Below are 22461 nucleotides of genomic sequence, written 5' to 3'. Positions count from 1 at the left end.
CGAATCGTTTTAATAGTTCGCCATTTTGCTCATTAAAACGAGCGAACCGCTGCAATTTTCGTCTTAATAACGTGCTTTGCGTTGCCTAGAATGGCCAGGTGTTTTCCTGTGCTCATCCTGGCCAGCGCGAGGTCCCCATGCTCAAAACCAGCCGCCACCCCGAAGGTTCGCAACAACCCATTACCTTGTTCGGCCCGGATTTTCCGTTTGCCTTCGATCAATGGCTGGAGCATCCCGCAGGGCTGGGGCACATCCCGGCCGAGCACCATGGCAAGGAAGTGGCCATCGTCGGCGGCGGCATCGCTGGGTTGGTAGCGGCCTACGAGCTGATGAAACTGGGCCTCAAGCCTGTGGTGTACGAGGCCTCACGCCTGGGCGGGCGCCTGCGCTCGCAACCTTTCGAAGCAGCTGAAGGCATCGTTGCCGAACTGGGCGGCATGCGCTTCCCGGCCTCCTCTACCGCCTTCTGGCATTACGTCGATAAGCTGGGCCTGAGCACCCAACCCTTCCCCAACCCCTTGACCGGGGCGTCCGGCAGTACGGTCATCGACCTGGAGGGGCAGACCTGGTATGCCGAAACCCTCAAGGACCTGCCCGCGATCTTTCAGGAAGTCGCCGACGCCTGGGCCGATGCACTCGAGGAACGGGCGCACTTCAGCGGCATCCAGCAGGCGATCCGCGAGCGCGACCCCGCGCGCCTCAAGGCGCTGTGGAACGAGCTGGTGCCGCTGTGGGACGACCGCACCTTCTACGACTTCGTCGCAACCTCGCGCTCCTTTGCCAGCCTGAGTTTTCAGCACCGCGAGATATTCGGCCAAGTGGGCTTCGGCACCGGCGGCTGGGACTCGGACTTTCCCAATTCCATGTTGGAAATCTTCCGCGTGGTGATGACCAACTGCGACGATCACCAGCACCTGGTGGTTGGCGGTGTCGAGCAAGTGCCTACCGGCCTGTGGCGCCACGCGCCGGAGCAGTGCGCCCACTGGCCGGCCGGCACCAGCCTGAGCAGCCTGCACAGCGGCGCCAGCCGGCCGGGCGTGGCGCGCATCCGCCGTGAAGCCGATGGCCAGGTACGCATCACTGACGTGTGGGGCAGCGAACGCAGCTTCCCGGCGGTGCTGGTCACCTGCCAGAGCTGGCTGCTGACCACCCAGATCGACTGTGACGAGTCATTGTTTTCGCAAAAACTGTGGATGGCACTGGACCGAACCCGCTACATGCAATCGGCCAAGACCTTCGTGATGGTCGACCGGCCGTTCTGGAAAGACAAAGACCCGGAAACCGGCCGCGACGTGATGAGCATGACCCTCACCGACCGCCTCACCCGCGGCACCTACCTGTTCGATCACGGCCCCGGCAAGCCGGGGGTGATCTGCCTCTCCTACGCCTGGATGAGCGACGCACTCAAGGTGCTGCCCTACCCGGTGGAGAAACGGGTGAAATTGGCGCTCGACGCATTGAAGAAGATCTACCCGAAGGTAGACATCGCCAGCCACATCATCGGTGACCCGATCACCGTTTCCTGGGAAGCCGACCCCTACTTCCTGGGCGCTTTTAAAGGTGCCCTGCCCGGCCATTACCGCTATAACCAGCGGATGTACGCGCATTTCATGCAACAGGATTTCCCGCAAGCTCACAAAGGCATTTTCCTGGCAGGCGACGATGTATCCTGGACGCCAGCCTGGGTCGAAGGGGCGGTGCAAACTTCCCTCAACGCCGTATGGGGCATCATGGCGCACTTCGGTGGCACAACCCCGGCCGAGAACCCAGGGCCGGGGGATGTGTTCGCAGAGCTTGGGCCGGTGGCGTTGCCAGACTAAGCACCCCGCGCGCGGCACGTCACAGGGTTTCCCATAGGAGCGGCTCTTGAACTCACCCGAAAACTTGCGCATCGCCCTCTATCAGTGCCAGCCCCTGCCGCTGGACGTCGCCGGCAACCTGGCCCGGCTGGAGGCCCAGGCTGCCCTGGCCGCCGAGCAAGGGGCAGCAGTGTTGGTGCTGCCTGAGATGTTCACCACCGGCTACAACATTGGCGCCGAAGCAGTGGCGCGGCTCGCCGAGCCGGCCGATGGGCCGACTGCCAGGCGGGTCGCGGCCATCGCCCGGCACCTGGGCATTGCGCTGTGTTACGGGTACCCAGAAAAAGGCAAAGGCGAACAGGTGTTCAACAGCGCTCAGCTGATCGACGCCCACGGGCAGCCGCTGCTCAATTACCGTAAACGGCAGTTGTTCGGCGCGCTCGATCGCCAGCAGTTCGATGAAGGCGACGCGAGCGAGCGCGTGGCGACCCTGGCCGGTTGGCCGGTCGGGCTGCAGATCTGCTACGACATCGAGTTCCCCGAAGGCACTCGCCGCCTGGCTCAGGCCGGCGCAGAGCTGGTGCTGGTGCCTACGGCCAACATGGCCGGCTTCGAGTTCATTGCTCAGGTCACCGTGCGCGCGCGTGCTTGGGAGAGTCAGTGCTTTGTCGCTTATGCCAATTACATTGGCCAAGAAGGCGAGTTGGCCTACTGCGGTTTGAGCAGCGTCAATGGGCCGTCTGGCAGCCGGGCAGAGGCCCCTGCCAGTGAGAGCACGCTGCTAGTGGTAACGCTGGACCGCGCTGAGCTGACAAAATCTCGGCGGGAAAACCCTTACCTACAGGATCTGCGAGTGTTTGTTACCCAGCCCCAGGGGTAGATAACAGCATTTTTTTGGCACATACACTGCGCCTGCCACAAAATGTCGAAATATTGGCACCCTCTTCAGCCAAGTAAACGTCGCCGCATGCCGCAAAGTCTTGCCCGCTAAAGGCCGGGGTGTGGCCCTCAAGCCAATGCCGGCGGGGGTTTCCAGCCCATCGGTGCCACTATTTAGTGGCCAGCATCGGGAAAACCCCGGAAAAATCCTCTATAAAACCTATTTTTCCTTATTAAACATATACATAACCAGTCAAAGACTCTTAGCGTGAAAATTTGCATGCTTTTTTGACGAAAGCGTTTGACACCACCCCTGCGGGCGTCGATAAATGCGCTCGACTCGCGGCAAAGACCGGGGCATCCACCCAATGAAACACTCAATACCTCGGCGAGCGCCTGCCGCCTGACCGCCTTCGATTACCTGACGCTGATTGGCCAGGATGAAGCGCTATTAACCAGAGAGAAACTTGCCTTGCTGTCTTACAGCGAGGTGAGCAGGGCACGCTGTTGCCGCCAGAAAGCAACTTCAAGTTGCAAGTTATCGAGGCACGCCGATTACACGCAGGCAGATACGCCACGGCGTCATTAACGAAAGTCGAACTTTCAACCAAGGAACGGATTGCCATGTCGCTCTTACTCGATATTGACCCCTCTCTGGCGCGCCGCCTGGTACAAGACATGGACCAGCATGGCCACGCCGTGATTGAAGGTGCTGTCAGCCCAGAACAGTTAGTGCGCCTGCGCGGCTATGTCGATGCGCAGGCCCAGCGCCATGGCAAACAATACTTCGCCTATCACGGCCTCGACGTCCTGGCCGGCAGCCCCTTGGCGGAACTTGCCCAAGCCGATGGCCTGGAGCGCTCCCTGGCGCGCCTGCACCAGGCAGGCGCCGGCAAAGCGGCGGCCGACTCGCGGATCTTCCCCGTGCTGCGCTGTGTGCAGGGCGGCAGCGGGCGCAAGGAGTCCAATGCCTTTCACTACGATGCGACGCTGATCACCCTGCTGCTGCCCATTCACATCCCCACTCAAGGCCAGCAACGCGGTGACCTGGTGCTGTTCCCCAATAGCCGGGGCGTGCGCGCAAATGTGCTGTTGAACGTGATCGAAAAGGCCCTGTTGCAGAACCGTGTGGCGCGCAAGCTGCTGTGCCTGGCCATCGACCGAGGCTGGCTCAAGCCCCAGCTGCTGCCGATGGTGCCAGGCAATGCCTACCTGTTCTGGGGCTATCGCTCGTTGCATGCCAACCAGCCTTGCGCGGCCGATGCCCGGCGCGCCACAGCGCTGTTCCACTACGCCGACCCCCACGCCGGCAGCGGCCTGACACGCTGGATCCTGCGCCTGAACCAGGGCCGCGCTCGCCGGGCCAGCGCCCGTGCCGGCAAGACCGCCCACACCTGATACCACGCACCCACATCCCGGATCGACGACGTCCAGACACGCGCATGGCTTGCGCAGGGAGAGCTGCATGATCAACGTAACCCAGTCCTATATGGGCAACCCCGAGAAATTCAAAAGCTACGTGGACGGCCTGTATCGCAGCCGCTGGCTCACCAACCGCGGCCCGCTGTGCTGCGAGCTGGAGGAACGGCTCAAGGATTACCTGGGTGTACGCAACATCGTGCTGGTGAGCAACGGCACCCTGGCCCTGCAACTGGCCTATCGCGCACTGGGCATCGAAGGCTCAGCGGTGACCACCCCGTTCAGCTTCGTGGCCACCAGCAGCACCCTGGCCTGGGAAGGCATTGCACCGGTGTTTGCCGACATCGACCCCGCCACCTGGAACCTTGCCCCGGCGCACATCGAGGCGGCGCTGCGTGAAGACACCCAGGCGATCGTGGCCACCCATGTGTTCGGCAACCCCTGCGCCACCGAAGCCATCGGCAAGGTCGCCCGCAAGCACTCGCTGAAAGTGATCTACGACGGCGCCCATGCCTTCGCGACCGGTTACCGCGGCGAATCGGTGCTCAACCACGGCCACGCCACCACCCTGAGCTTCCACGCCACCAAGTTGTTCCACACGATCGAAGGCGGCGCCATCGTGACCCAGGACGACGACCTGGCCGAGCGTATCCGCCTGATGAGCAACTTCGGCATCGCCGATTACGAGACCATCGAGGGGCTGGGCATCAATGCCAAGCTCAACGAATTCTGTGCGGCCATGGGCCTGTGCGTGCTGGACGACATCGAAAGCATCCTGGCCCAGCGCGAGGAGATTGCCGATTACTACCAGCGCGCGCTGTGCGATCACCTGCAACTGCAACTGCCCACACCCGGTGCGCAGTTGAACCACAGCTATTTCCCGATCGCCTTGCCCGACCACTCCAGCATGCTCGCCGCGCGTGCGGCGTTGCAGGAGCAAGGCATCAACCCCAGGCGTTATTTCTACCCGTCGCTCGACACCTTGGCCTACCTGCAACCTCAGGCCGCCCAACCGGTATCACGGGACCTCGCCGAGCGCGTGCTGTGCCTGCCGATCTATCCGGGCCTGAGCAAAGAGGTGCAGCGCCTGGTGGTCTCCACCCTGCTGCGCAGCCATGCCCCGATCAGCGTGCCGTCGTTCATCGGCGCCCGTTAAGACTTCCCCTTTCGAGAACCCCATGAGCCGAAAGCTTTCGCTTGTTCACAACACCACCTTGAGCTACGCCGGCCAGGCATACGCACTGCTGGTGGGCGTTCTGATCATGCCGTTCTACCTGGGCCACCTGGGGGCCGAGGTCTACGGCCTGGTGGGGTTCTTCACAGTCATGCAGTCGTGGCTGCAATTGCTGGATGTGGGCCTGTCGGCGTCGCTGGTACGGCAAATCGCCCACCACCGTGGCCAGGCCGGGGGTGGCCTGCGCGACGCGGGTTGGCTGCTGCGCTCGTTCGAGATCGTGTTCCTGCCGCTCACCGTCGGCACGCTGCTGGCGGTATGGCAAGGCAGCGGCTGGATCGCCGCGCATTGGCTCAACGCCCAGGCGCTGAGCACCACCACCCTGATGCAGTGCATCACGCTGATGGGCGCGATGGTCGGCTTGCGCTTGTATGCGACGCTCTACAAGAGCGGGCTGCAAGGCCTTGAGATGCACGCCTGGCTCAATGGCGCCAACGTGCTCATCGCCACCGTGCGTTATTTCGGCGGCCTGGTGCTGGTGGCGTTCATCTCCAAGGACGCACTGGTGTTCTTCGAATTCCAGTTCGCCGTGGCGCTGGTGGAAGTGGCGATCTTCGCCTCCCAAGCCTATGCCCGGTTGCCTGCACCGTCGCGCCTGAGTGGCTTCAACTGGAGCCTGGTAGGGCCGATCGTGCCCTTCGCCGCCAGCGTGTCGTTCACCTCGGTGCTGTGGATCGTGCTCACGCAGCTCGACAAGATGCTGCTTTCCGAGCAGCTGTCGTTGTCGCATTACGGCTACTTCTCGCTGGTGGCGCTGATGACCAACGGCATCCTGATGCTGATCAACCCACTGGTGCAAACCCTGCTGCCGCGCATGACCATGCTCAAGGCCCAAGCCCGCGATCAGGACATGCAGCAGCTCTACCTGGGTGCCAGCCGCTTCACCTGCACCTTGCTGTTTCCCCTCGCCGCCGTAATGGGCGTACACGCCTACGACCTGCTGCTGGCCTGGAGCGGCGATGCCCAGGCCGCCGCCTGGGGGGCGCCGATCCTGCTGTGGTACGCACTGGGCGCGGCAATCATGGCCGCCAGTGCGTTCCAGTATCACCTCCAGTACGCCCACGGTCGCATCCGCCTGCACGTCTGGTACAGCCTGATCTCTGCGGCGATCACCGTGCCGGTGATGTTGCTGGCGGTCGAGCGCCATGGTGCGCTGGGCGCGGCACTGGCCTGGTTCATCCTGCGTCTGGTGTCGTTCGCCATCTGGCCGCACGTGGTGCACAGCCGCCTGGCACCCAGCATCCACCGCCATTGGCTGGGCGACATTCTGCGTATCAGCGCGGTAACAGCCTTGGGCCTGTTGATCACCCAGCCGCTGTACCAAGCGATCGCAGGCGGCCGCTTGAGCTCGCTGTTGGGCCTGGGCCTGTGCGGCGCAATCACCCTGGCACTGGTGCTGGCCAGCGACCGCGCCATGACGGCGCGCCTTCTACTTATTCTGAACAAGCCGAGCGTAGAACGATGAGCATCAGAACCGAGCAGCAGATCATGCTCGCCTGGGGCCAGGCGCGCGAGCCGGTGGTGAGCATCACGTGCCCGGCCTATAACCAACGCGCCTGGATCGCCCACACCCTGGACAGCTTCCTGAGCCAGCAAACCGATTTCCCGTTTGAAATCCTGATCAACGACGACGCCTCTCACGACGGCACCGCCGAGATCATCGCCGAATACGCGTTGCGTTATCCGAACCTGATCCGCCCGGTATTCCACGAGCAGAACCAATACCAGCAAGGCAAATATTGCTTCCCGGCGCTGTTCAATATGGCCCGAGGCCGCTACATCGCCTATTGCGACGGCGACGACTTCTGGTGCGACCCGACCAAGCTGCAGCAACAGGTCGACTTTCTGGAGGCCAACCCTGACTACGTGTTGACCTACCACGACGCCCTGGTCGTCGACCAGCACGGCACCCACGGCCTGCAGATCAGCAAGGCGCAGCGTTGCGACGCCACCGGCATGGACCTGCTCAAGGGCCGGCGCATTTCCACCCTGACCGCTGTTTTTCGCAACGTGCTGGGCGTGCTGCCCAAGGAGCTGGAGCACGCACCCATGCTTGACCTGTGCTGGTGGTCACTGCTGGGTAGCCACGGCAAGGGCAAGTTCATGGAGAGCATCCAGCCCGGAGGCTACCGCCGCCATGACGGCGGGATCTTCTCGATGCGCTCGAACAAGCGAAAGATCCACATGTCGCTGCAAACCCATATGGCACTGGCCAACTACTACCACCACCAGGGTGACCAGCTGCTCTACGAACACTATCTGGTGCAGGTCTTCGGCCTGTCCCTGGCCGCCATCTCACCGGGGCAGAAGCTGCTTGCCGTCGGGCTGATGCTACGTAACGTCATCCGCAACCTGTGCCGGCGCCTGAACCTGCGCGCCGCAGGGAGCTGAGCCATGTTCAGTCGAGTGCTGGTGCTGTGCGTAGGCAACATCTGCCGTAGCCCGATGGCGCAAGCCCTGCTGCGCCAGCGCTTGGCCGGCCAGCCGGTGGAGGTCGCTTCCGCCGGGCTGCAAGCCTGCGTGGGTGTGCCTGCCGACCCTCATGCCCAGGCCGTGCTGGCCGAGGCCCGGCTGGACATTCAGGCACATCGGGGCTGCCAGGTGACCGCCGACATGCTGCGCTGGGCTGAGCTGGTGCTGCTGATGGAAAACCAACAGATCGCGCAGGTGCAGCGCCTGGCGCCACACGTGCGCGGCAAGGCGTTCCTGATCGGCAAATGGCAGAACGATCTGCAGATCGCCGATCCTTTTCGCAAGCCGCGCAAGGCCTTCCAACACACCTTCGAGCACCTGTCGCGCTGTGTCGACGACTGGCTGCCCTACCTGACCACCCAGGAGCAACACCCATGACCGCTGCTATCAACCGCTCAGGCCTGGAGCTGTACCAGGACACCCGGATCGACATCGCCACCGTGCTGCGTACCTTGGTCGATCACAAGGCCTTGATCGGCTCGATGGTCGCCGCCTGCACCGCGCTGGGCATTCTCTATGCGGTCACGGCTACCCCCGTGTTCCAGGCCAACGCCATGATCCAGATCGAGCCGAAGAAAATCGGCATCGAAGCCACCCCAGTGATCAGCGGCAAACCCAATTCGGTGTCCGAAGCCACCACCGAAATCGAGCTGATCAAATCGCGTGCCGTGCTGACCAAGGTGGTCGAAGACCTCAAGCTCGACGTCGTGGTAACCCCTCACTACTTCCCCGGCTTCGGCCACTGGTACGCCCGCCGCTTCACCCCTGAGGCGGGGCAGACCGTGGCCCCGGCGCTGCTGGGCCTGGGCAGCTATGCCTGGGGCGGCGAGAAGCTGGATGTGTATTCGCTGAACGTGCCGGAAAATCTCATCGGCCAACGCCTGGTGCTGGTGGCCGGTAGCGACTCGACCTTCACCCTGCGCGACAAGGACGGCAACACGTTGCTGCACGGGGCAGTGGGTGAAGAGCTCGACGACAACGGTGTGCAACTGCAAGTGGCGGAGCTGCACGCACGCCCCGGCACCGAGTTCTACCTCACCCGCAATCGCAACCTGGCCACGGCCCTGGAATACCAGAGCCGGTTGAAGATTGCGGAGTCTGGCAAGGATTCTGGCATCGTCTACCTGTCGATCCAGGACACCGACCCGGCCAAGGCCATCGCTGTGCTCGACGAGGTGAGCCAGCTTTATATGCGCCAGAACGTCGAACGCAGCTCGGCCGAAGCCGCCCAGCGCTTGGAATTCCTGCGCTCGCAGCTGCCGCTGGTGCGCCAGCAGCTGGAAACTTCCGAAAAAGCCCTGAACGACTACCAGAGCAAGAGCAAGTCGGTGGACATCACCCTGGAAACCCGCTCGGTGCTCGACCAAGTGGTCAACTACGACAACCAGCTGTCGGAGCTGCGCCTCAAGCGTGCCGACATGGACCGCCTCTACACCCGCCAACATCCGGCTTCCATCGCCCTGAGCCAGCAGATCAGCCAGCTCGAAGGCCAGAAGGCCGCTTTGCAGCAGCGCATCAAGGGCCTGCCGCAGACCCAGCAAGAGCTGCTGCGCCTGACCCGTGACATGCAGGTCACCACCCAGACCTACACCTTGTTGCTGAACAAGGCCCAGGAGCAGGACATCATCCGCGCCGGCAACATCGGTAACGTGCGCATCATCGACAAGGCCGACAGCAACATCGAGCAGCCGGTCAAGCCGATGCGCGCGCTGATCGTGGCCCTGGCCGCGCTGCTCGGCGGCCTGCTGGCAGTGACTGTGGTGTTCCTGCGCCAGGCCTTCTACCGCGGCGTGGAAAACCCCGAAACCATCGAAAACCTCGGCATGCCGGTGTACGCCTCGCTGCCGCTGTCGCGCCACCAGGAGCGCTTGAAGAAACAGCGCCAGGCCGAAGGCTCGCGCCTGTTGAGCGTGGCCGAGCCTGCCGAGCTGGCGGTCGAGTCGCTGCGCAGCCTGCGCACCAGCCTGCACTTCGCGATGATGGAAGCGCGCAACAACGTCCTGATGATCACCAGCCCCACGCCGGGCGTGGGCAAATCGTTCGTGTGCGGCAACCTCGCCGTGATCATGGCGCAAGCCGGCAAGCGCGTGCTGTTGATCGACGCCGACATGCGCAAAGGCTACTTGGCCAAGACCTTCGGCCTGCAGCCTGAGCTGGGCCTGTCCGACGCCCTGGCGGCGCGAGCGGCCAATGCCCAGGTCATCAACGACAGCGGCATCGACAACTTGCAACTGATCGGCTGTGGCTACGCGGCGCCCAACCCCTCCGAGCTGCTGATGCACGACAACTTCAACAAGCTGCTGCGCGAACTGGCGCCGCGCTACGACCTGGTGCTGATCGACACCCCGCCCATCATGGCCGTCACCGACGCCGCGCTGGTCGGCCGCCAGGCCGGCACCACCCTGCTGGTGGCGCGCTTCGGCCAGAGCACCGAGAAGGAAATCGAAACCTCCAAGCGCCGCCTGGAGCAGAACGGCGTATTGGTCAAGGGCGCGATTTTCAACGCCGTGCAGCGCAAGGCCCGCACCGCCGCGTACGACACCGCGGCCTACGGCTATGACTATTCACCGCGCAAACGCTGAGCAAGGAGCCCAGGCCATGACCCATACCGTCGCGATGATGCAGCCCTATTGGTTCCCCTACCTAGGGTACTTTCAGCTGATCGCCGCTGCCGACGTGTTCGTGCTGGGCGATGACCTGCAGTACGTCAAAGACGGCTGGATCAACCGCAACCGCATCCTGTGCAACGGCGAGCCTCAAATCATCAGCCTGCCCTTGAGAAAGGCGCCCCACGGCCTGGCGATCAACCAACGCGAGTTGGCCGGCGACGCCGAGGCGGCCATGGGCAAATTGCTGCGCACGCTGGGCCTGCATTACGCCCGCGCGCCCTACTGCAAACAGGTTATTGCGCTGCTCGAACCGCTGTTGCTGCACCCTCAGCAAAACCTGGCGCGCTACCTGGGTCACACACTGCGCGGGCTGTGCGCCTACCTGCAGATCGACACGCCGATCGTGGTGGCCTCGGCCCTGCCCGTGGGCGCGGTCACCGACAAACAGCACCGGGTGATCCGTACGCTGCAATGCGTGGGCGGCAGCCATTACCTGAACCCCATCGGCGGCCTGGACCTGTACGACCCCGACTACTTCGCAGCCGCCGGCATGAGCCTGGAATTTCACCGCATGAACCCGGTGGTTTACCCCCAATTGCGCGAACCCTTTGTGCCGAGCCTGTCGATCATCGACGTGCTGATGTTCAACCCGGCTGAGCGCATCCGCGCCTGGCTGCCTGATTTCACCCGCGTGCCGGCCCGCGCCGCCACCGGCTACGTGGCTTGACGCCCATTACGTTGCAGAGGATCGCGACCATGAATGCCTTCACCCGCTTTGCCGAGCCCCAGTGGTACCTCATCCAGACCAAGGCCCGCCAAGAAGCACGTGCCGAGGAACATCTGCGGCGCCAGCACCTGGAGTGCTACCGCCCGGTGAAGGCAGACGCCAAGGGCGCCGAGCAGGCGTTGTTCCCCGGTTACCTGTTCCTGCGCATGGCGCCCACCGACAGCTGGTTCCCGATTCGCTCGACCCGGGGTGTGGCCCGAGTCGTGGCATTCGGCCCGGCACCGTGCGCGGTACCTGAAGCGCTGGTCGAGCAAGTACGCCAGCGCCTGGCCGGGCAGCCGCCACTGCGTGCAGGCGAGCCCGTGCGGGTGCAGGCCGGTAGCGGGGAGCTGCAGGCGATCTTCCTGTGCAACGACGGCGACCAGCGCGCGATGATCCTGCTCAACCTGCTGCAACGCCAGCAGCGCGTAAGCCTACCGCGCGAGCGCCTCACTCGCCTCGCTACCGCCTGCTGAAAGGACCCCAGCATGAATGCCCGAACCACTCTGGTGACCCTGACCTACGGCGACCGCGCGGCCTACCTGCGCACCCTGATCGAACGCTCACTGCAGAGCCCCTTCATCGACCGCGTGATCGTGGTCAGCAACGCGGCCACCGCCGACCTGCCCAGCCTGGCCCGGCAATGGCCCGGCCAGGTCGAAGTCGTGCCGCTGGCTGAAAACACCGGCTCCGCCCATGGCTACCGGGTGGGCATCGAAGCGGCCTTGAACGCCGGAGCCGAGCACATCTGGCTGATGGACGACGACAACGCGCCCACCAGCGGCAGCATCGAGCGCCTGCACCAGTGCCTGGCCGAGCGCCAGGCACAGCTTGGCCTGGAAAACGCTGCGGTGATCGGTTTCCGCCCCGGCCATCAGGCCGACTTCGCCGCCGGCGTGCCTCGGGCCTTCGCCGTGCAGTGGCGCTCGAGCTGCTTTGGCTTTCACATCCTGCAACTGCCCTACAAGATCTGGCGCCGGTTGCCGTTCGGCCGCCCACAGCCCAAAGCCGTGCCGGCCCCCCAGGTACGCCTGCCCTTCACCACCTACGGCGGCCTGCTGGCCCATGCCAGCCTCTACCGCAAGATCGGCCTGCCGCGCTCGGAAATGGTGCTGTACGCCGATGACACCGAGTACACCTGGCGCATCACCGCACAGGGTGGGCAGATCACCCTGGTGACCGGCGCCCTGCTCGACGACCAGGAAGAGTCGTGGAACACCAAGGCGCGCACCCGCAACATCTACGAGACTTTCCTGCTCGGTGGCTCCGACCTGCGCGCCTACTACACCGCGCGCAACCAGGCCTGGTTCGACAAGCATGTCTGGGCCGGCCAGCGCTGGCTGTATCGCCTCAACCGCGGGCTGTTCCTGTTCCTGTTGCGCCAGGTGGCGCGCCGCCAGGGCACCGGCCCTCGCCTGCAACTGATCGAGCAAGCCATGCGCGACGGCGAAGCCGGGCGCCTGGGTGTTCACAAGGCCTTTGCGCTATGAAGATCCTGTTCCTGAGCAGCCTGTATTCCCCCCATGTGGGCGGCGGTGCCGAGGTGGTGCTGCAGCGCACCGTCGAGGGCCTGCAAGCCCGTGGCGATGAGGTAGTGGTGCTGGCCACCGGGCCGCAGCCGGGCCTGGCGATCACCGAGGTGCGTGGCGTCAAGGTGTACCGTGCCGGCCTGCTCAACACCTACTGGCATTACAGCGAACAGCGCCCCGGGGCGCTCGCCCGCCTGGGCTGGCACCTGCGCGACCGCTACAACAGCGGCATGAACCGCTTCATCGCGGAGGTTATCGAGCGAGAAGCCGTTGAGCTGGTGGTGTGCCATAACCTGGCCGGCTGGTCGGTCGCGGCGTGGGACCAGGTGCACAAAGCCGGGTTGCCGGTGGTGCAGGTGCTGCATGACCTGTACCTGATGTGCCCGGGCAGCAACATGTTCAAGAAGCAGAGCCCTTGCGCTGCCCCCTGTGCGCTGTGCCGAAGCTTCCGCCAGGGCCACGCCGAGCGCTCGGCCAAGGTCGATGCGGTGGTAGGCGTGAGCAATTACCTGCTTGAGCGCCTGCGTAGCCAGCGTTATTTCCGCGGTGCCCACGCCCAGGTGATCTACAGCGCCACGCCGCCGGCCGATGACTGGTTGGGCCTGGGCGCCGAGGCCCCACGAGAACTGGGCCAGCCGCTGCGTTTCGGCTTCATCGGCACGCTGTCGGAGCAGAAAGGCCTGCGCTGGCTGATCCAGCAGTTCCGCCAGTTGCCCTTCCCGGCAACCCTGAGCATTGCCGGCCGGGGCCAGCAGGATTACGAACGCGAATTGCATGCCCTGGCAGACGGCGCGCCGAACATCCAGTTCCTCGGCTACCAGTCGGCCGACACCTTCTACCGCCAGATCGACGTCGCGGTGGTGCCCTCGATCTGGAACGAGCCGTTCGGCCTGGTGGCGGTGGAGGCTTGCAGCCATGCGCTGCCGGTGATTGCCAGCCAGCGCGGTGGCCTGCCGGAGATCATTCGCGATGGCATCAACGGCCTGATCTGCGACCCCGATGACCCGGCAAGCCTCGGCCAGGCCATGCGCCGGCTGTGGCAGGCGCCGATGCTGCGCGACCGTCTGGCCAGCCAGGCCCGCGCCAGCGTCGAGCGCTTCCAGGACCAGGACGCAATGCTCGAGCAATACCAGCAACTCTTCCGAAAGGTTCTCGAACAACGAAGCCCACGCCATGACAATGACCTTGCCCTACGCAGCCTCTAAGCCGGCAGCCCGGCCGTGGCTGAGCGTGCACGTCTCGACATTGATGGTGTGGACCGCCATCAGCCTGATCGTGACCGAAACCTTTTCCGGGGCACTGCGCTACTACCTGGACCAGGCACACCTGGCGCCGTTGATGTACCTGCCCAAAGCACTGTGCTCGACGATGTTCGCCCTGGAGCTGCTCCGGGTAAAGGTCAGCCGCACCTTCTGGGTCGCGCTGCTGGGCCTGGCCGCATCCAGCGTGCTGGCGATGCTGCACGGGGCGGCGCCGGAGAACGTGCTGTTCAGCCTGTTCATGTACAGCCCGTTGCTGTTCGGTATGGTCTGCGGGGTGCACCTGGAGCACCGCAAGCGCCTGCTGGCCTGGGTCATCGGGCTGTGCCTGCTGGCGTCGATCCTCGGCCTGCTGCTGGACCGCTACTCGGTGGTGCCGTGGAAGGGCTACAGCTACAACCTCGGCGACACCGAGCTCAAGGGCAACACCGCCTGGACCACCGGCGATGACGACCGCCTGGCTGGCTTCACGCGTCAATCGACCATGGCGGCGATGATCATCGCCATCATGGCGCTGTACCTGAGCGCCTGGACCCGCTCCTGGCTCAAGCTCGCGGTGCTGTTCGGCGCCAGCCTGGGCGCGGTCTACATGACCACCAACAAGTCCACGGCCGCGGCATTCTTCTTCACCCTGCTATTGCTGCCGCTGCTACGCGCACCACTGCTCAGCCGGCTGGCGCTGTGCGTGGTCGTGGGCATCGGCGTGGCCCTGCCGGTGATGGGGCTCACCCTCGACTTCGACCCGCTTCAGGCCCACGGCACCTCGGTGCTGGCCTCGTTCTACGACCGCCTGGTGAACACCTGGCCCAACGTTTATCAGCAAATGAGTGAACTGGGGCTGGACTGGTCGCTGTTTGGCGCAGGTTTTGGCCTGGTCGGCAGCAGCGTTTCGCTGTTTCCGGTGTACGGCGCCAGCGGCCCGGCGATCTGCGACAACACCGTGCTGTACCTGTGGGCGGCCTTCGGCCTGGCGGGCATCGCGCTGTACGTGGCGGTGCTGCCGCTGATGCTTGAGCTGCTGCGCAAGCGCGCACCGGCAGCCGTGGCGTACCTGACCATCACCTTTTGCAATGTGCTGGTGAGCTGGACCACCGACGTGCTCGAGTTGTCGCTGAGCAACCTGTTCCTGGGCATGGCCGTGTCGCATGTGCTGTTGCGCTCGGCGATGCCTGCAGCGGCCCCCTTGCCTGTTACCGCACGGGAGGCCGGCCATGGGCGCATTTGACTGGCGCGCCTTGAGCGCGGCCCTGTGCGTGGCCTGGTGTGCGCACGCCCAGGCCCAAGCCCCTGCTTTCATCGTGGGCGTGGGCACCCACTTGCTCAACGCCGAGACCGATGTACGCCCGGCACTGGCCAAGGCGCACGAAGCCGGGATCGGCTCGGTGCGCGACGATGCCTGGTGGGGCCATGTGGAGCGCCAGAAAAACCAATTGGGCGTACCCCCGGCGTGGGGCCGCTACCTGAACGCCCTACAGCCGTTGGGGATGAGCACCGTGCTGATTCTTGGCTACGGCAACAGCGCCTACAACAACAACGCCAAGCCGGCGTTCGAGAGCGTACGCGGTGGGTTTCTGGGCTATACCGCCTTCGTGACCCAGCAGTTGAAAGGCCGGGTCGACTATTGGGAAATCTACAACGAATGGGACATCGCCAAGCCGCGCTTTGGCCTGGAAGGCGACAGCAAGAGTTACCTCAAGCTGGTTGAGCTGGCCGCCCCGGTGGTGCGCGCCCAAGCGCCGGAGGCCAAGGTACTGGCCGGGGCGATCACCGCCGAAGGCATCAAGGCAGGTTTCGCCGATCGCCTGCTGCAAGGCGGGGTGATGAACCATGCTGACGGCCTGTCGCTGCACCCCTATGTGCACTGTGAGAAATCCGACAACGGCTACAAGCCCGAGCACTGGATCGGCTGGTTGCGCAAGCTGTCGGCGCGCTTCGACGCCGAGGCTGGCAAGCCGGTGCCGCTGTACCTCACCGAGATGGGCTGGCACAGCACAGGCGACAGACACCCGTGCGGGGTCAGCCAAAGCACTCAGGCGGCGTTTCTGGCGCGCAGTTTCTTGCTGGCTCGCACGCTGCCGGCGATAAAGGGCATGTGGTGGTACGACCTGATCGACGATGGCACCGACCCGGCCGAGCAGGAGCACCACTTCGGCTTGCTCAACCCTGACCTTTCGCCCAAGCCCGCCTTCAACGTGCTCAAGGCCATCGCCCCGCAGGTAGCGGGCGGCCAATTCGAAGCCGCTGGCAGCCTGCTGGGCGGGCCTTGGGCCGTGCTGCTGAGCGAGGGCGGCCATCAACGGCTGGCAGTCTGGGCCGACGGCTCCGACACCTCACTCACGGTGCGCGTAGAGGGCGGCCAACCCGGGCCGCTCAAAGCCCTGGACCTTGCCACGCCCGAACAGGGCTACCGCCCCATTGCCAGCCAATGGGAATGCACCGCCGGCCGCTGCCAGGCGAGCGTGCCGTTGACCGGTTTCCCGCTTGTGATCGACCTGGGCGATGCCCGTGGTCTGCCTTTCGACGCTGCGCAGGACTGACACGATGATCATCGTCAATGCTCGTTTTCTGACCCAGGAGCTGCGCGGCGTGCAGCGCTTCGCCGAGCAGATCTGCCTGGCCCTGCGCGAACTGCGCAGTGACCTGCGGTTCGTCTGCCCGCCCGGCATCCGCATGCAGGCCTCGGCCGCAGCGTTGGGCGCCGAAGTGATCGGCAGCCATGGCGGCCACCGCTGGGAACAATGGGACCTGCCACGGTACCTGGCCAGCCATGGCCACCCGTTGCTGCTCTCGCTGGGCGCCACTGCGCCGTTGTTCTACCGCAACCAGTTGGCCACACACCACGACATCACCTACGTGCGCCACCCGGAAAGCTACAGCCGTGCCTTTCGCCTGGCCTACCGCTGGATGACCCCATTGATGCTGCGCAGCGCCCGGGGGCTGATCACCGTCAGCCAGTTCTCGCGCCGTGAAATCAGCCAGTTCTACCACTACCCCACCGAGCGCATTCTGGTAGTGCCCAATGCGGTGGCAGGCAGCTTCAGGCCCGCCGAGCCGTCGGCTGCCACCACGCGCTACCTGTTGGCGGTGTCTTCCCCCAGCGCCCACAAGAACTTTGCCCGGTTGATCCAGGCTTTCCTGGCGCTGGAGGGCCACGACGACGTGCAATTGCGGATCGTCGGTGGCGCCAACGGCATCTTTGCCGACGACAGCCTCGCCCAGCAGGCCAAGGGCGATACCCGCATCCGTTTCCTCGGCCGCCTGAGCGACGCCGAGCTGATCGCCCAGTACCAGAGCGCCAGTGCGTTTCTGTTCCCCTCCCTCTATGAAGGCTTTGGCATTCCGCCGCTGGAAGCCCAAGCGTGCGATTGCCCGGTGCTGGCGGCCAACGCCGCGTCCATCCCCGAGGTGTTGCAGGAAAGCGCGCTGTATTTCGACCCTCTGGACACCCAACAGATGACCGGTGCCATGCGCCTGGTGCTGGAAGACCCCCGCATCGGCCAACACCTGCGCCAACTGGGCCGGCATAACGTGGCACGGTTCAGCTGGCAAACCTCGGCCCAGCGCATCAGCGACCACCTCGACACCTTGCTCGGGCAGCCGGGCAAGGCACTCCATTCCAACGTTCACCCGGCTGCGGCCAAGGAGATCGCATGAAAATCGCCGTCGTTCATGACTGGCTGGTCACTTACGCTGGCGCCGAACGGGTACTGGCCTCGATCCTTGCCCTGTGGCCGCAGGCCGACCTGTTCGCGGTCATCGACTTTTTAAGCGACCAGGACCGCGCCCGGCTGGGCGGCAAGCGCGCCACCACTACGTTCATCCAGCGCTTGCCCAAGGCTCGCACCCACTACCAGCGTTACCTGCCGCTGATGCCGCTGGCGATAGAGCAACTGGACCTGTCCGGCTATGACCTGGTGATTTCCAGCAGCCATGCGGTGGCAAAAGGCGTGCTCACCGGCCCCGATACGTTGCACATCAGCTACGTGCACTCGCCGATCCGCTACGCCTGGGACCTGCAGCACCAATACCTCAACGAGAGCGGCATGGCCAAGGGGCTCAAAGGGGCGGTGGCACGCATGGTGCTGCACTACATGCGCCTGTGGGACCAACGCACGGCGCCTGCGGTGGATTGTTTTGTTGCCAACTCGCAGTTCATCGCCCGGCGCATCGAAAAGGCCTACCGGCGTGAGGCCCAGGTGATCTACCCACCAGTGGACACGCGAGGCTTCACCCTGCAGCCACAGAAGCAGGACTACTACGTCACCGCCCAGCGCATGGTGCCTTACAAGAAGGTGCCAATGATCGTCGAAGCCTTCGCGAAGATGCCCGACAAGCGCCTGGTAGTGATCGGCGACGGCCCGGAGATGGACAAGGTACGCAAGGCGGCAGGGTCCAACGTCACGTTGCTGGGCCAACAACCCTTCGACGTGCTGCGTGAGCACCTGCAAAACGCCAAGGGTTTCGTGTTTGCCGCCGAAGAAGACTTCGGTATCAGCCCGGTGGAGGCGCAGGCCTGCGGCACCCCGGTGATCGCCTTCGGCCGCGGCGGTGTGCTGGAAACCGTGCGCGGGCTGGAACAGGAAAACCCGACCGGCGTGCTCTATAGGGAACAAAGCGCAACGGCGCTGGCCGCAGCCGTTCAACGCTTCGAGCGCGAACACGCCCGCATCACCGCCCAGGCCTGCCGCGACAACGCCGAGCGTTTCTCCGAGCGGCATTTCGAGCACCAGCTTCGCCATCTGGTGGACCAGCATCTGGGCCTTACCGCCGAGCAGCCGGCCCTGCGCCTGGCTGCGGCATCGGCCTGACCCTCTTGAACAGCAAACCGAACCCAGGAAACCCGATATGATCCGCCACGCCCTGTTCACTCTGCTTTGCGGTGCGCTGTTGCAAGGCTGCGCTTTTGCCCCCGGGCAACACATGACCCCCGATGACGTTGGCGACGAGGCGATCACCGGCCCGGTCAACGTCGTCCAGATCACCAGCGCCAGCGCTCGCCAGCAACAGGTGATCTACACTCCGGCACCCGTCGCACCTGAGCTGCTGGCCTATACACCTGCCGACTACCGCATCGGCGCGGGCGACGGGTTGGTGGTGACGGTATGGGAGCACCAGGAACTCAACGCACCCGGCGGCCCCGAGCAAAGCAGCTCCAGCACTCGCGTGGTGCGCAACGACGGCACCCTTTACTACCCCTACATCGAGTCTATCCAGGCCGGCGGCAAAACCGTCGAGCAGTTCCGGGACGACCTGCAAAAGGCGCTTTCCAAATACCTGACCGTGGCACGCGTGGACGTGAACATCGAAAGCTACAACAGCCAGCGGGTGATTCTTTCCGGTGCCTTCAAAAACCCTGGCCCGCAATCGCTCAACAATATTCCGCTGTCGCTGGTCAACGCGGTCAGCCGCGCCGGTGGTGAAGCCGACAACGCGAACCTGGCCGGGTTGATCCTGCGCCGCGACGGCCATGAATATGTACTGGACATCGACACGCTCAACCGCGCCGACTCGCAGCTCGGTGGCATCTATCTGAAAGACGGCGACCAATTGCACCTGGGCAACAACCGCGCCAATACCCTTTACGTGCTGGGCGAAGTGCGCAACCCGCAGACGTTGAGCTACGGCACCAGCACCTACACGCTGATGCAGGCGCTGGGCAGCGCCGGTGGCCTGGCCCCGGAAACCGCCAATGCCGAGGCGATCTACGTGATCCGAGGGGCGCAGGCCGCTGAGCAACAGGCGCCAACGGTGTTCTACCTGGACGCGAAAAAGCCTACCGCTTTTCTACTCGCCAGCCAGTTCGACCTGCGCCCGGCCGATGTGGTGTTCGTAGGGCCTGCTAACATCACTCGCTGGAACCGCTTCATCAGCCAGCTGCTGCCGTCGGCGAGCATGGTCGGGGCCACGGCAGCCCTGCGCAGCAACTGACCTTCGAGCCAGCACGTGATGACTGGCGGGCCATAGTGGCCAATGGCGCTGTTGTAGTGGCACATTAATCCTATAGGATGTTGCGCCACCCGCCCAACGCACCGGAACACTTGCCATGCCATTCTCACCTGCCGCCCCCGACAACGCCCTGGTGCTGGACAACGGCCTAGTGCTCAAGGTGCTGCACGAGCCCCGGCTGCGCAAGGCGGCAGCGTTCCTGCGGGTCGAAGCGGGCAGCCATGACGTAGACCCGGCCTGGCCGGGCCTGGCGCATTTTCTGGAGCACCTGTTCTTCCTCGGCACCGAGCGCTACGACGGCGACCAGGCGCTGATGGCCTACGTTCAGCGCCAGGGGGGGCAACTCAATGCCAGCACCCGCGAGCGCCACACGGAGTTCTTTTTCGAAGTCCCGCCGGCGGCGCTCTCGGGTGCGCTGGAACGTTTGTGCGAGATGCTCGCTCGCCCGCGCCTGGCGCTGGGCGACCAGCGCCGGGAGCGGGAGGTGCTGCATGCGGAATTTCTCGCCTGGTCGCGCGACGCCGAGGCACAACATCAGCTGTGGCTGAGCGAGCCGCTGTCGGCACGCCATCCGCTGCGAGCCTTCCATGCTGGCAACCGTTATAGCCTGCCGCTGGGCAATGCCGACTTCCAGCAAGGGCTGCTGGCCTTCTACCGGCGCTTTTATCACGGTGCGCAGATGAGCCTGTGCCTGGCCGGCCCGCAGCCGGTCGAAGGCCTGCTGGCCGTGGCGCGCCGCTGCGCGCAGGTTCTGCCCAGCGGCAAGCGCCAGCCGCGGCCGGCACCGGTGCCTTTGCTCGACGGCAGCGGCCAGGCAAGTGCTGCGGCAGACCCGCGCAGGCTGAACCTGGTGTTCGCCTGCCAGGCATTGCCGGAAGACAGCGCCAGCGCACTGGCCTTCCTCACCGCCTGGGCCGCGCAACCCCAGCCCGGTGGGTTGCTGGCCGAACTGCAGAAACGCGAATGGGTGGAGCGCCTGGATGTGCGCGTGCTTTACCACTATGCAGACCAGGCCGTACTGGATTTCGACTTTCGCCTCACGCCCGCCGGGGTACGCGCCGCTGGCAACGTCGCGCAGCTGTGCCTGAGCTGGCTGGAGTTCTTCGAGGCGCTGGGCACCTGGACGCCACTGGAGGAGGAGTACGCCTTGCTGCGCAAGCGCCAGCAGCTGGTGGCCGGCGCCCTGGAGCTGGCGCGGCGTGAGGCCTGCCCGGCCAGTGAACCGGTGACCGCCGCCCTGGGCGCGGTGCTGGCGCAGCTCAAGCCCGAGAACCTGCTGCACCCGCTGCCTGCGCCCCAGGGCAGCGTGCCGCAGGTGGCCTGGCGGCTACCGCAGCGCAACCGTTTCCTGCGCCCCACGCGCCGGCCCGACCAGCCCCTGCCCGACCTGCGCTCGGTGCGCTATGCCCAGGGCTCGGCCAGCGCACCGGAAGAAGGCGAGGTGTTCGTGCGCTGGCGCGGGCATGCCTCGCGCCACCCCGGTATCACCCAAGTGCTGGACCACAGCCTGCGCCGGCTCGCCGACGAGGCGCGCCAGGCAGGGGTGCGGCTGACCTTCCACAGGCTCGGCGACGATTGGCAACTGCGGCTCTCGGGCATCGCCGAGCCGATGCCGGCCCTGCTCGAGCAGGCAGCCTTGCAACTGGCCAACCCGCCTCCTGAGACCTGGCGCCTGGGGGAGCCACCCGAGCCGGCTGCACAGGCGCCGATCCGCGAACTGCTCAAGCGCCTGCCGGAGCACTGCCTGGGCTTTTTCAACACTCAATTGCGTGACACTCGCGAAGCGGTGCAGGCCAGTACGCTGGCCAAACTCTGGGGGGATACCCGCTGGGAAGCCCTCGCAGTCGGTTTTCGTGAACCTGCACGCAGCGGCCTTAATCAAGCCCTGCGCCAGTTGCCCGGCCAGCCGGCCAGCCAAACCGGTGGCAGCGTGTTACCGATGAGTGGCCGGCGCTGGAGCCATTTGCCAGGCGCCACAGGCGAGCATGCTTTGCTGCTGTTCTGCCCCGCCCCTCAAGGCTCGCTGGCTGACGAGGCCGCCTGGCGGCTGCTCGCGCATTTGGCGCAAACGGCGTTCTATCAGCGCATGCGCGTCGAGCTGCAACTGGGCTACGCGGTGTTCGCCAGCTTCCGCCAGATCAGCGGCAGCGCTGGGCTGGTATTTGGCGTGCAATCGCCGGGCACGGCGCTGTCGGGCATCCTGGGGCACATGGAGCAATTCTTCGAGCAACTGCCCAGGCTGATCAACAATCTGGGCACCAGCACCGTACTGAGCCAGGCCCAGAGCCTGGCGACGCGCCTGTCACGCGATGAGCTGGACACGCCACAGCTGGGCGAGACGCTCTGGCAGGCTGGCCTGGGCGGCAAGGGCCCCGATTACCTGGAGGCGCTGCAGGCGGCATTGGCCGCGCTGCGCCCGCAACACGTCGCCGAGGCCGCCCGCCGGTTGCAACAGGCCAGCAGCGGGTGGCTGGCGCTGGCCAATGGCCCGGCCCCGGACGATCGCTGGCAGGCGGTGCGCTGAATCGTTACATGCGCGAAGAAAGTCC

Annotated in this window: 18 protein-coding genes; all 18 read left to right on the top strand. The window is 64.9% G+C overall.

Annotated elements, in window-relative coordinates; translation table 11 throughout:
• Positions 1–137: 137 nt before the first annotated feature.
• A complete protein-coding gene (locus F474_RS12460; protein WP_097084711.1) occupies positions 138–1820 on the top strand; it encodes an NAD(P)/FAD-dependent oxidoreductase in 1683 nt (560 codons plus the stop codon).
• A 64-nt stretch (positions 1821–1884) separates the two neighbouring features.
• Positions 1885–2679 carry a carbon-nitrogen hydrolase family protein gene (locus F474_RS12455; RefSeq protein WP_097084787.1) on the top strand — a complete coding sequence of 265 codons (795 nt, stop codon included), beginning with the start codon at positions 1885–1887 and terminating at the stop codon, positions 2677–2679.
• 623 nt (positions 2680–3302) lie between these two features.
• Positions 3303–4076, top strand: a complete 774-nt coding sequence (locus tag F474_RS12450) for a hypothetical protein (protein WP_097084710.1) — start codon at positions 3303–3305, stop codon at positions 4074–4076.
• A 67-nt stretch (positions 4077–4143) separates the two neighbouring features.
• Positions 4144–5253: a DegT/DnrJ/EryC1/StrS aminotransferase family protein gene (locus tag F474_RS12445; RefSeq protein ID WP_097084709.1), complete on the top strand. Its 1110-nt coding sequence runs from the start codon at positions 4144–4146 to the stop codon at positions 5251–5253.
• 22 nt (positions 5254–5275) lie between these two features.
• A complete protein-coding gene (locus F474_RS12440; protein ID WP_097084708.1) occupies positions 5276–6796 on the top strand; it encodes a lipopolysaccharide biosynthesis protein in 1521 nt (506 codons plus the stop codon).
• Complete coding sequence (locus F474_RS12435) at positions 6793–7722, top strand: glycosyltransferase (RefSeq protein ID WP_097084707.1); 930 nt, start codon at positions 6793–6795, stop codon at positions 7720–7722. Before F474_RS12440 ends, F474_RS12435 begins: the two co-directional genes overlap by 4 nt.
• Before the next feature lie 3 nt (positions 7723–7725).
• Positions 7726–8181: a low molecular weight protein-tyrosine-phosphatase gene (locus F474_RS12430; RefSeq protein WP_097084706.1), complete on the top strand. Its 456-nt coding sequence runs from the start codon at positions 7726–7728 to the stop codon at positions 8179–8181.
• Positions 8178–10385 (top strand): polysaccharide biosynthesis tyrosine autokinase, encoded by a 2208-nt coding sequence (locus F474_RS12425; RefSeq protein ID WP_097084705.1) that lies wholly within the window; start codon positions 8178–8180, stop codon positions 10383–10385. The genes F474_RS12430 and F474_RS12425 overlap by 4 nt, the downstream gene beginning before the upstream one ends.
• A gap of 16 nt (positions 10386–10401) precedes the next feature.
• The gene (locus tag F474_RS12420) at positions 10402–11139 is read left to right on the top strand and encodes a WbqC family protein (RefSeq protein WP_165830308.1); all 738 of its coding nucleotides are present in this window, start codon (positions 10402–10404) and stop codon (positions 11137–11139) included.
• Positions 11140–11168: 29 nt separating this feature from the next.
• Positions 11169–11654, top strand: a complete 486-nt coding sequence (locus F474_RS12415; RefSeq protein WP_097084703.1) for a transcription termination/antitermination NusG family protein — start codon at positions 11169–11171, stop codon at positions 11652–11654.
• Between the two features lie 12 nt (positions 11655–11666).
• On the top strand, positions 11667–12668 hold the full coding sequence (locus tag F474_RS12410) for a glycosyltransferase (RefSeq protein ID WP_097084702.1): 1002 nt from the start codon (positions 11667–11669) through the stop codon (positions 12666–12668).
• Positions 12665–13912, top strand: coding sequence for a glycosyltransferase family 4 protein (locus F474_RS12405; protein ID WP_097084701.1), 1248 nt, complete (start codon positions 12665–12667; stop codon positions 13910–13912). Before F474_RS12410 ends, F474_RS12405 begins: the two co-directional genes overlap by 4 nt.
• A complete protein-coding gene (locus F474_RS12400; protein ID WP_125483379.1) occupies positions 13881–15191 on the top strand; it encodes a hypothetical protein in 1311 nt (436 codons plus the stop codon). The genes F474_RS12405 and F474_RS12400 overlap by 32 nt, the downstream gene beginning before the upstream one ends.
• Positions 15178–16503 carry a hypothetical protein gene (locus F474_RS12395; protein ID WP_097084699.1) on the top strand — a complete coding sequence of 442 codons (1326 nt, stop codon included), beginning with the start codon at positions 15178–15180 and terminating at the stop codon, positions 16501–16503. The genes F474_RS12400 and F474_RS12395 overlap by 14 nt, the downstream gene beginning before the upstream one ends.
• 4 nt (positions 16504–16507) lie before the next feature.
• Positions 16508–17620, top strand: coding sequence for a glycosyltransferase family 1 protein (locus F474_RS12390; protein ID WP_097084698.1), 1113 nt, complete (start codon positions 16508–16510; stop codon positions 17618–17620).
• Positions 17617–18774, top strand: a complete 1158-nt coding sequence (locus F474_RS12385) for a glycosyltransferase family 4 protein (RefSeq protein WP_097084697.1) — start codon at positions 17617–17619, stop codon at positions 18772–18774. Before F474_RS12390 ends, F474_RS12385 begins: the two co-directional genes overlap by 4 nt.
• A gap of 40 nt (positions 18775–18814) precedes the next feature.
• A complete protein-coding gene (locus tag F474_RS12380) occupies positions 18815–19894 on the top strand; it encodes a polysaccharide biosynthesis/export family protein (RefSeq protein ID WP_371916136.1) in 1080 nt (359 codons plus the stop codon).
• 115 nt (positions 19895–20009) lie between these two features.
• The gene (pqqF, locus tag F474_RS12375; protein ID WP_097084695.1) at positions 20010–22436 is read left to right on the top strand and encodes a pyrroloquinoline quinone biosynthesis protein PqqF; all 2427 of its coding nucleotides are present in this window, start codon (positions 20010–20012) and stop codon (positions 22434–22436) included.
• Positions 22437–22461: the final 25 nt, after the last annotated feature.

The organism is Pseudomonas sp. URIL14HWK12:I12, from assembly GCF_003097135.1.
In the GTDB taxonomy this organism is placed as follows: Bacteria; Pseudomonadota; Gammaproteobacteria; order Pseudomonadales; family Pseudomonadaceae; genus Aquipseudomonas.
The sequence above is the reverse complement of the archived record's forward strand: the minus strand, read 5'-3'. Positions and strand labels throughout refer to the sequence as shown.

What these genes read in the sequence shown, in the direction of transcription:
- F474_RS12460 (WP_097084711.1), top strand. Translation starts at nt 138, where the DNA reads ATGCTCAAAACCAGCCGCCACCCCGAAGGTTCGCAACAACCCATTACC.
- F474_RS12450 (WP_097084710.1), top strand. Translation starts at nt 3,303, where the DNA reads ATGTCGCTCTTACTCGATATTGACCCCTCTCTGGCGCGCCGCCTGGTA.
- F474_RS12445 (WP_097084709.1), top strand. Translation starts at nt 4,144, where the DNA reads ATGATCAACGTAACCCAGTCCTATATGGGCAACCCCGAGAAATTCAAA.
- F474_RS12440 (WP_097084708.1), top strand. Translation starts at nt 5,276, where the DNA reads ATGAGCCGAAAGCTTTCGCTTGTTCACAACACCACCTTGAGCTACGCC.
- F474_RS12435 (WP_097084707.1), top strand. Translation starts at nt 6,793, where the DNA reads ATGAGCATCAGAACCGAGCAGCAGATCATGCTCGCCTGGGGCCAGGCG.
- F474_RS12430 (WP_097084706.1), top strand. Translation starts at nt 7,726, where the DNA reads ATGTTCAGTCGAGTGCTGGTGCTGTGCGTAGGCAACATCTGCCGTAGC.
- F474_RS12425 (WP_097084705.1), top strand. Translation starts at nt 8,178, where the DNA reads ATGACCGCTGCTATCAACCGCTCAGGCCTGGAGCTGTACCAGGACACC.
- F474_RS12420 (WP_165830308.1), top strand. Translation starts at nt 10,402, where the DNA reads ATGACCCATACCGTCGCGATGATGCAGCCCTATTGGTTCCCCTACCTA.
- F474_RS12415 (WP_097084703.1), top strand. Translation starts at nt 11,169, where the DNA reads ATGAATGCCTTCACCCGCTTTGCCGAGCCCCAGTGGTACCTCATCCAG.
- F474_RS12410 (WP_097084702.1), top strand. Translation starts at nt 11,667, where the DNA reads ATGAATGCCCGAACCACTCTGGTGACCCTGACCTACGGCGACCGCGCG.
- F474_RS12405 (WP_097084701.1), top strand. Translation starts at nt 12,665, where the DNA reads ATGAAGATCCTGTTCCTGAGCAGCCTGTATTCCCCCCATGTGGGCGGC.
- F474_RS12400 (WP_125483379.1), top strand. Translation starts at nt 13,881, where the DNA reads ATGACAATGACCTTGCCCTACGCAGCCTCTAAGCCGGCAGCCCGGCCG.
- F474_RS12395 (WP_097084699.1), top strand. Translation starts at nt 15,178, where the DNA reads ATGGGCGCATTTGACTGGCGCGCCTTGAGCGCGGCCCTGTGCGTGGCC.
- F474_RS12390 (WP_097084698.1), top strand. Translation starts at nt 16,508, where the DNA reads ATGATCATCGTCAATGCTCGTTTTCTGACCCAGGAGCTGCGCGGCGTG.
- F474_RS12385 (WP_097084697.1), top strand. Translation starts at nt 17,617, where the DNA reads ATGAAAATCGCCGTCGTTCATGACTGGCTGGTCACTTACGCTGGCGCC.
- pqqF (WP_097084695.1), top strand. Translation starts at nt 20,010, where the DNA reads ATGCCATTCTCACCTGCCGCCCCCGACAACGCCCTGGTGCTGGACAAC.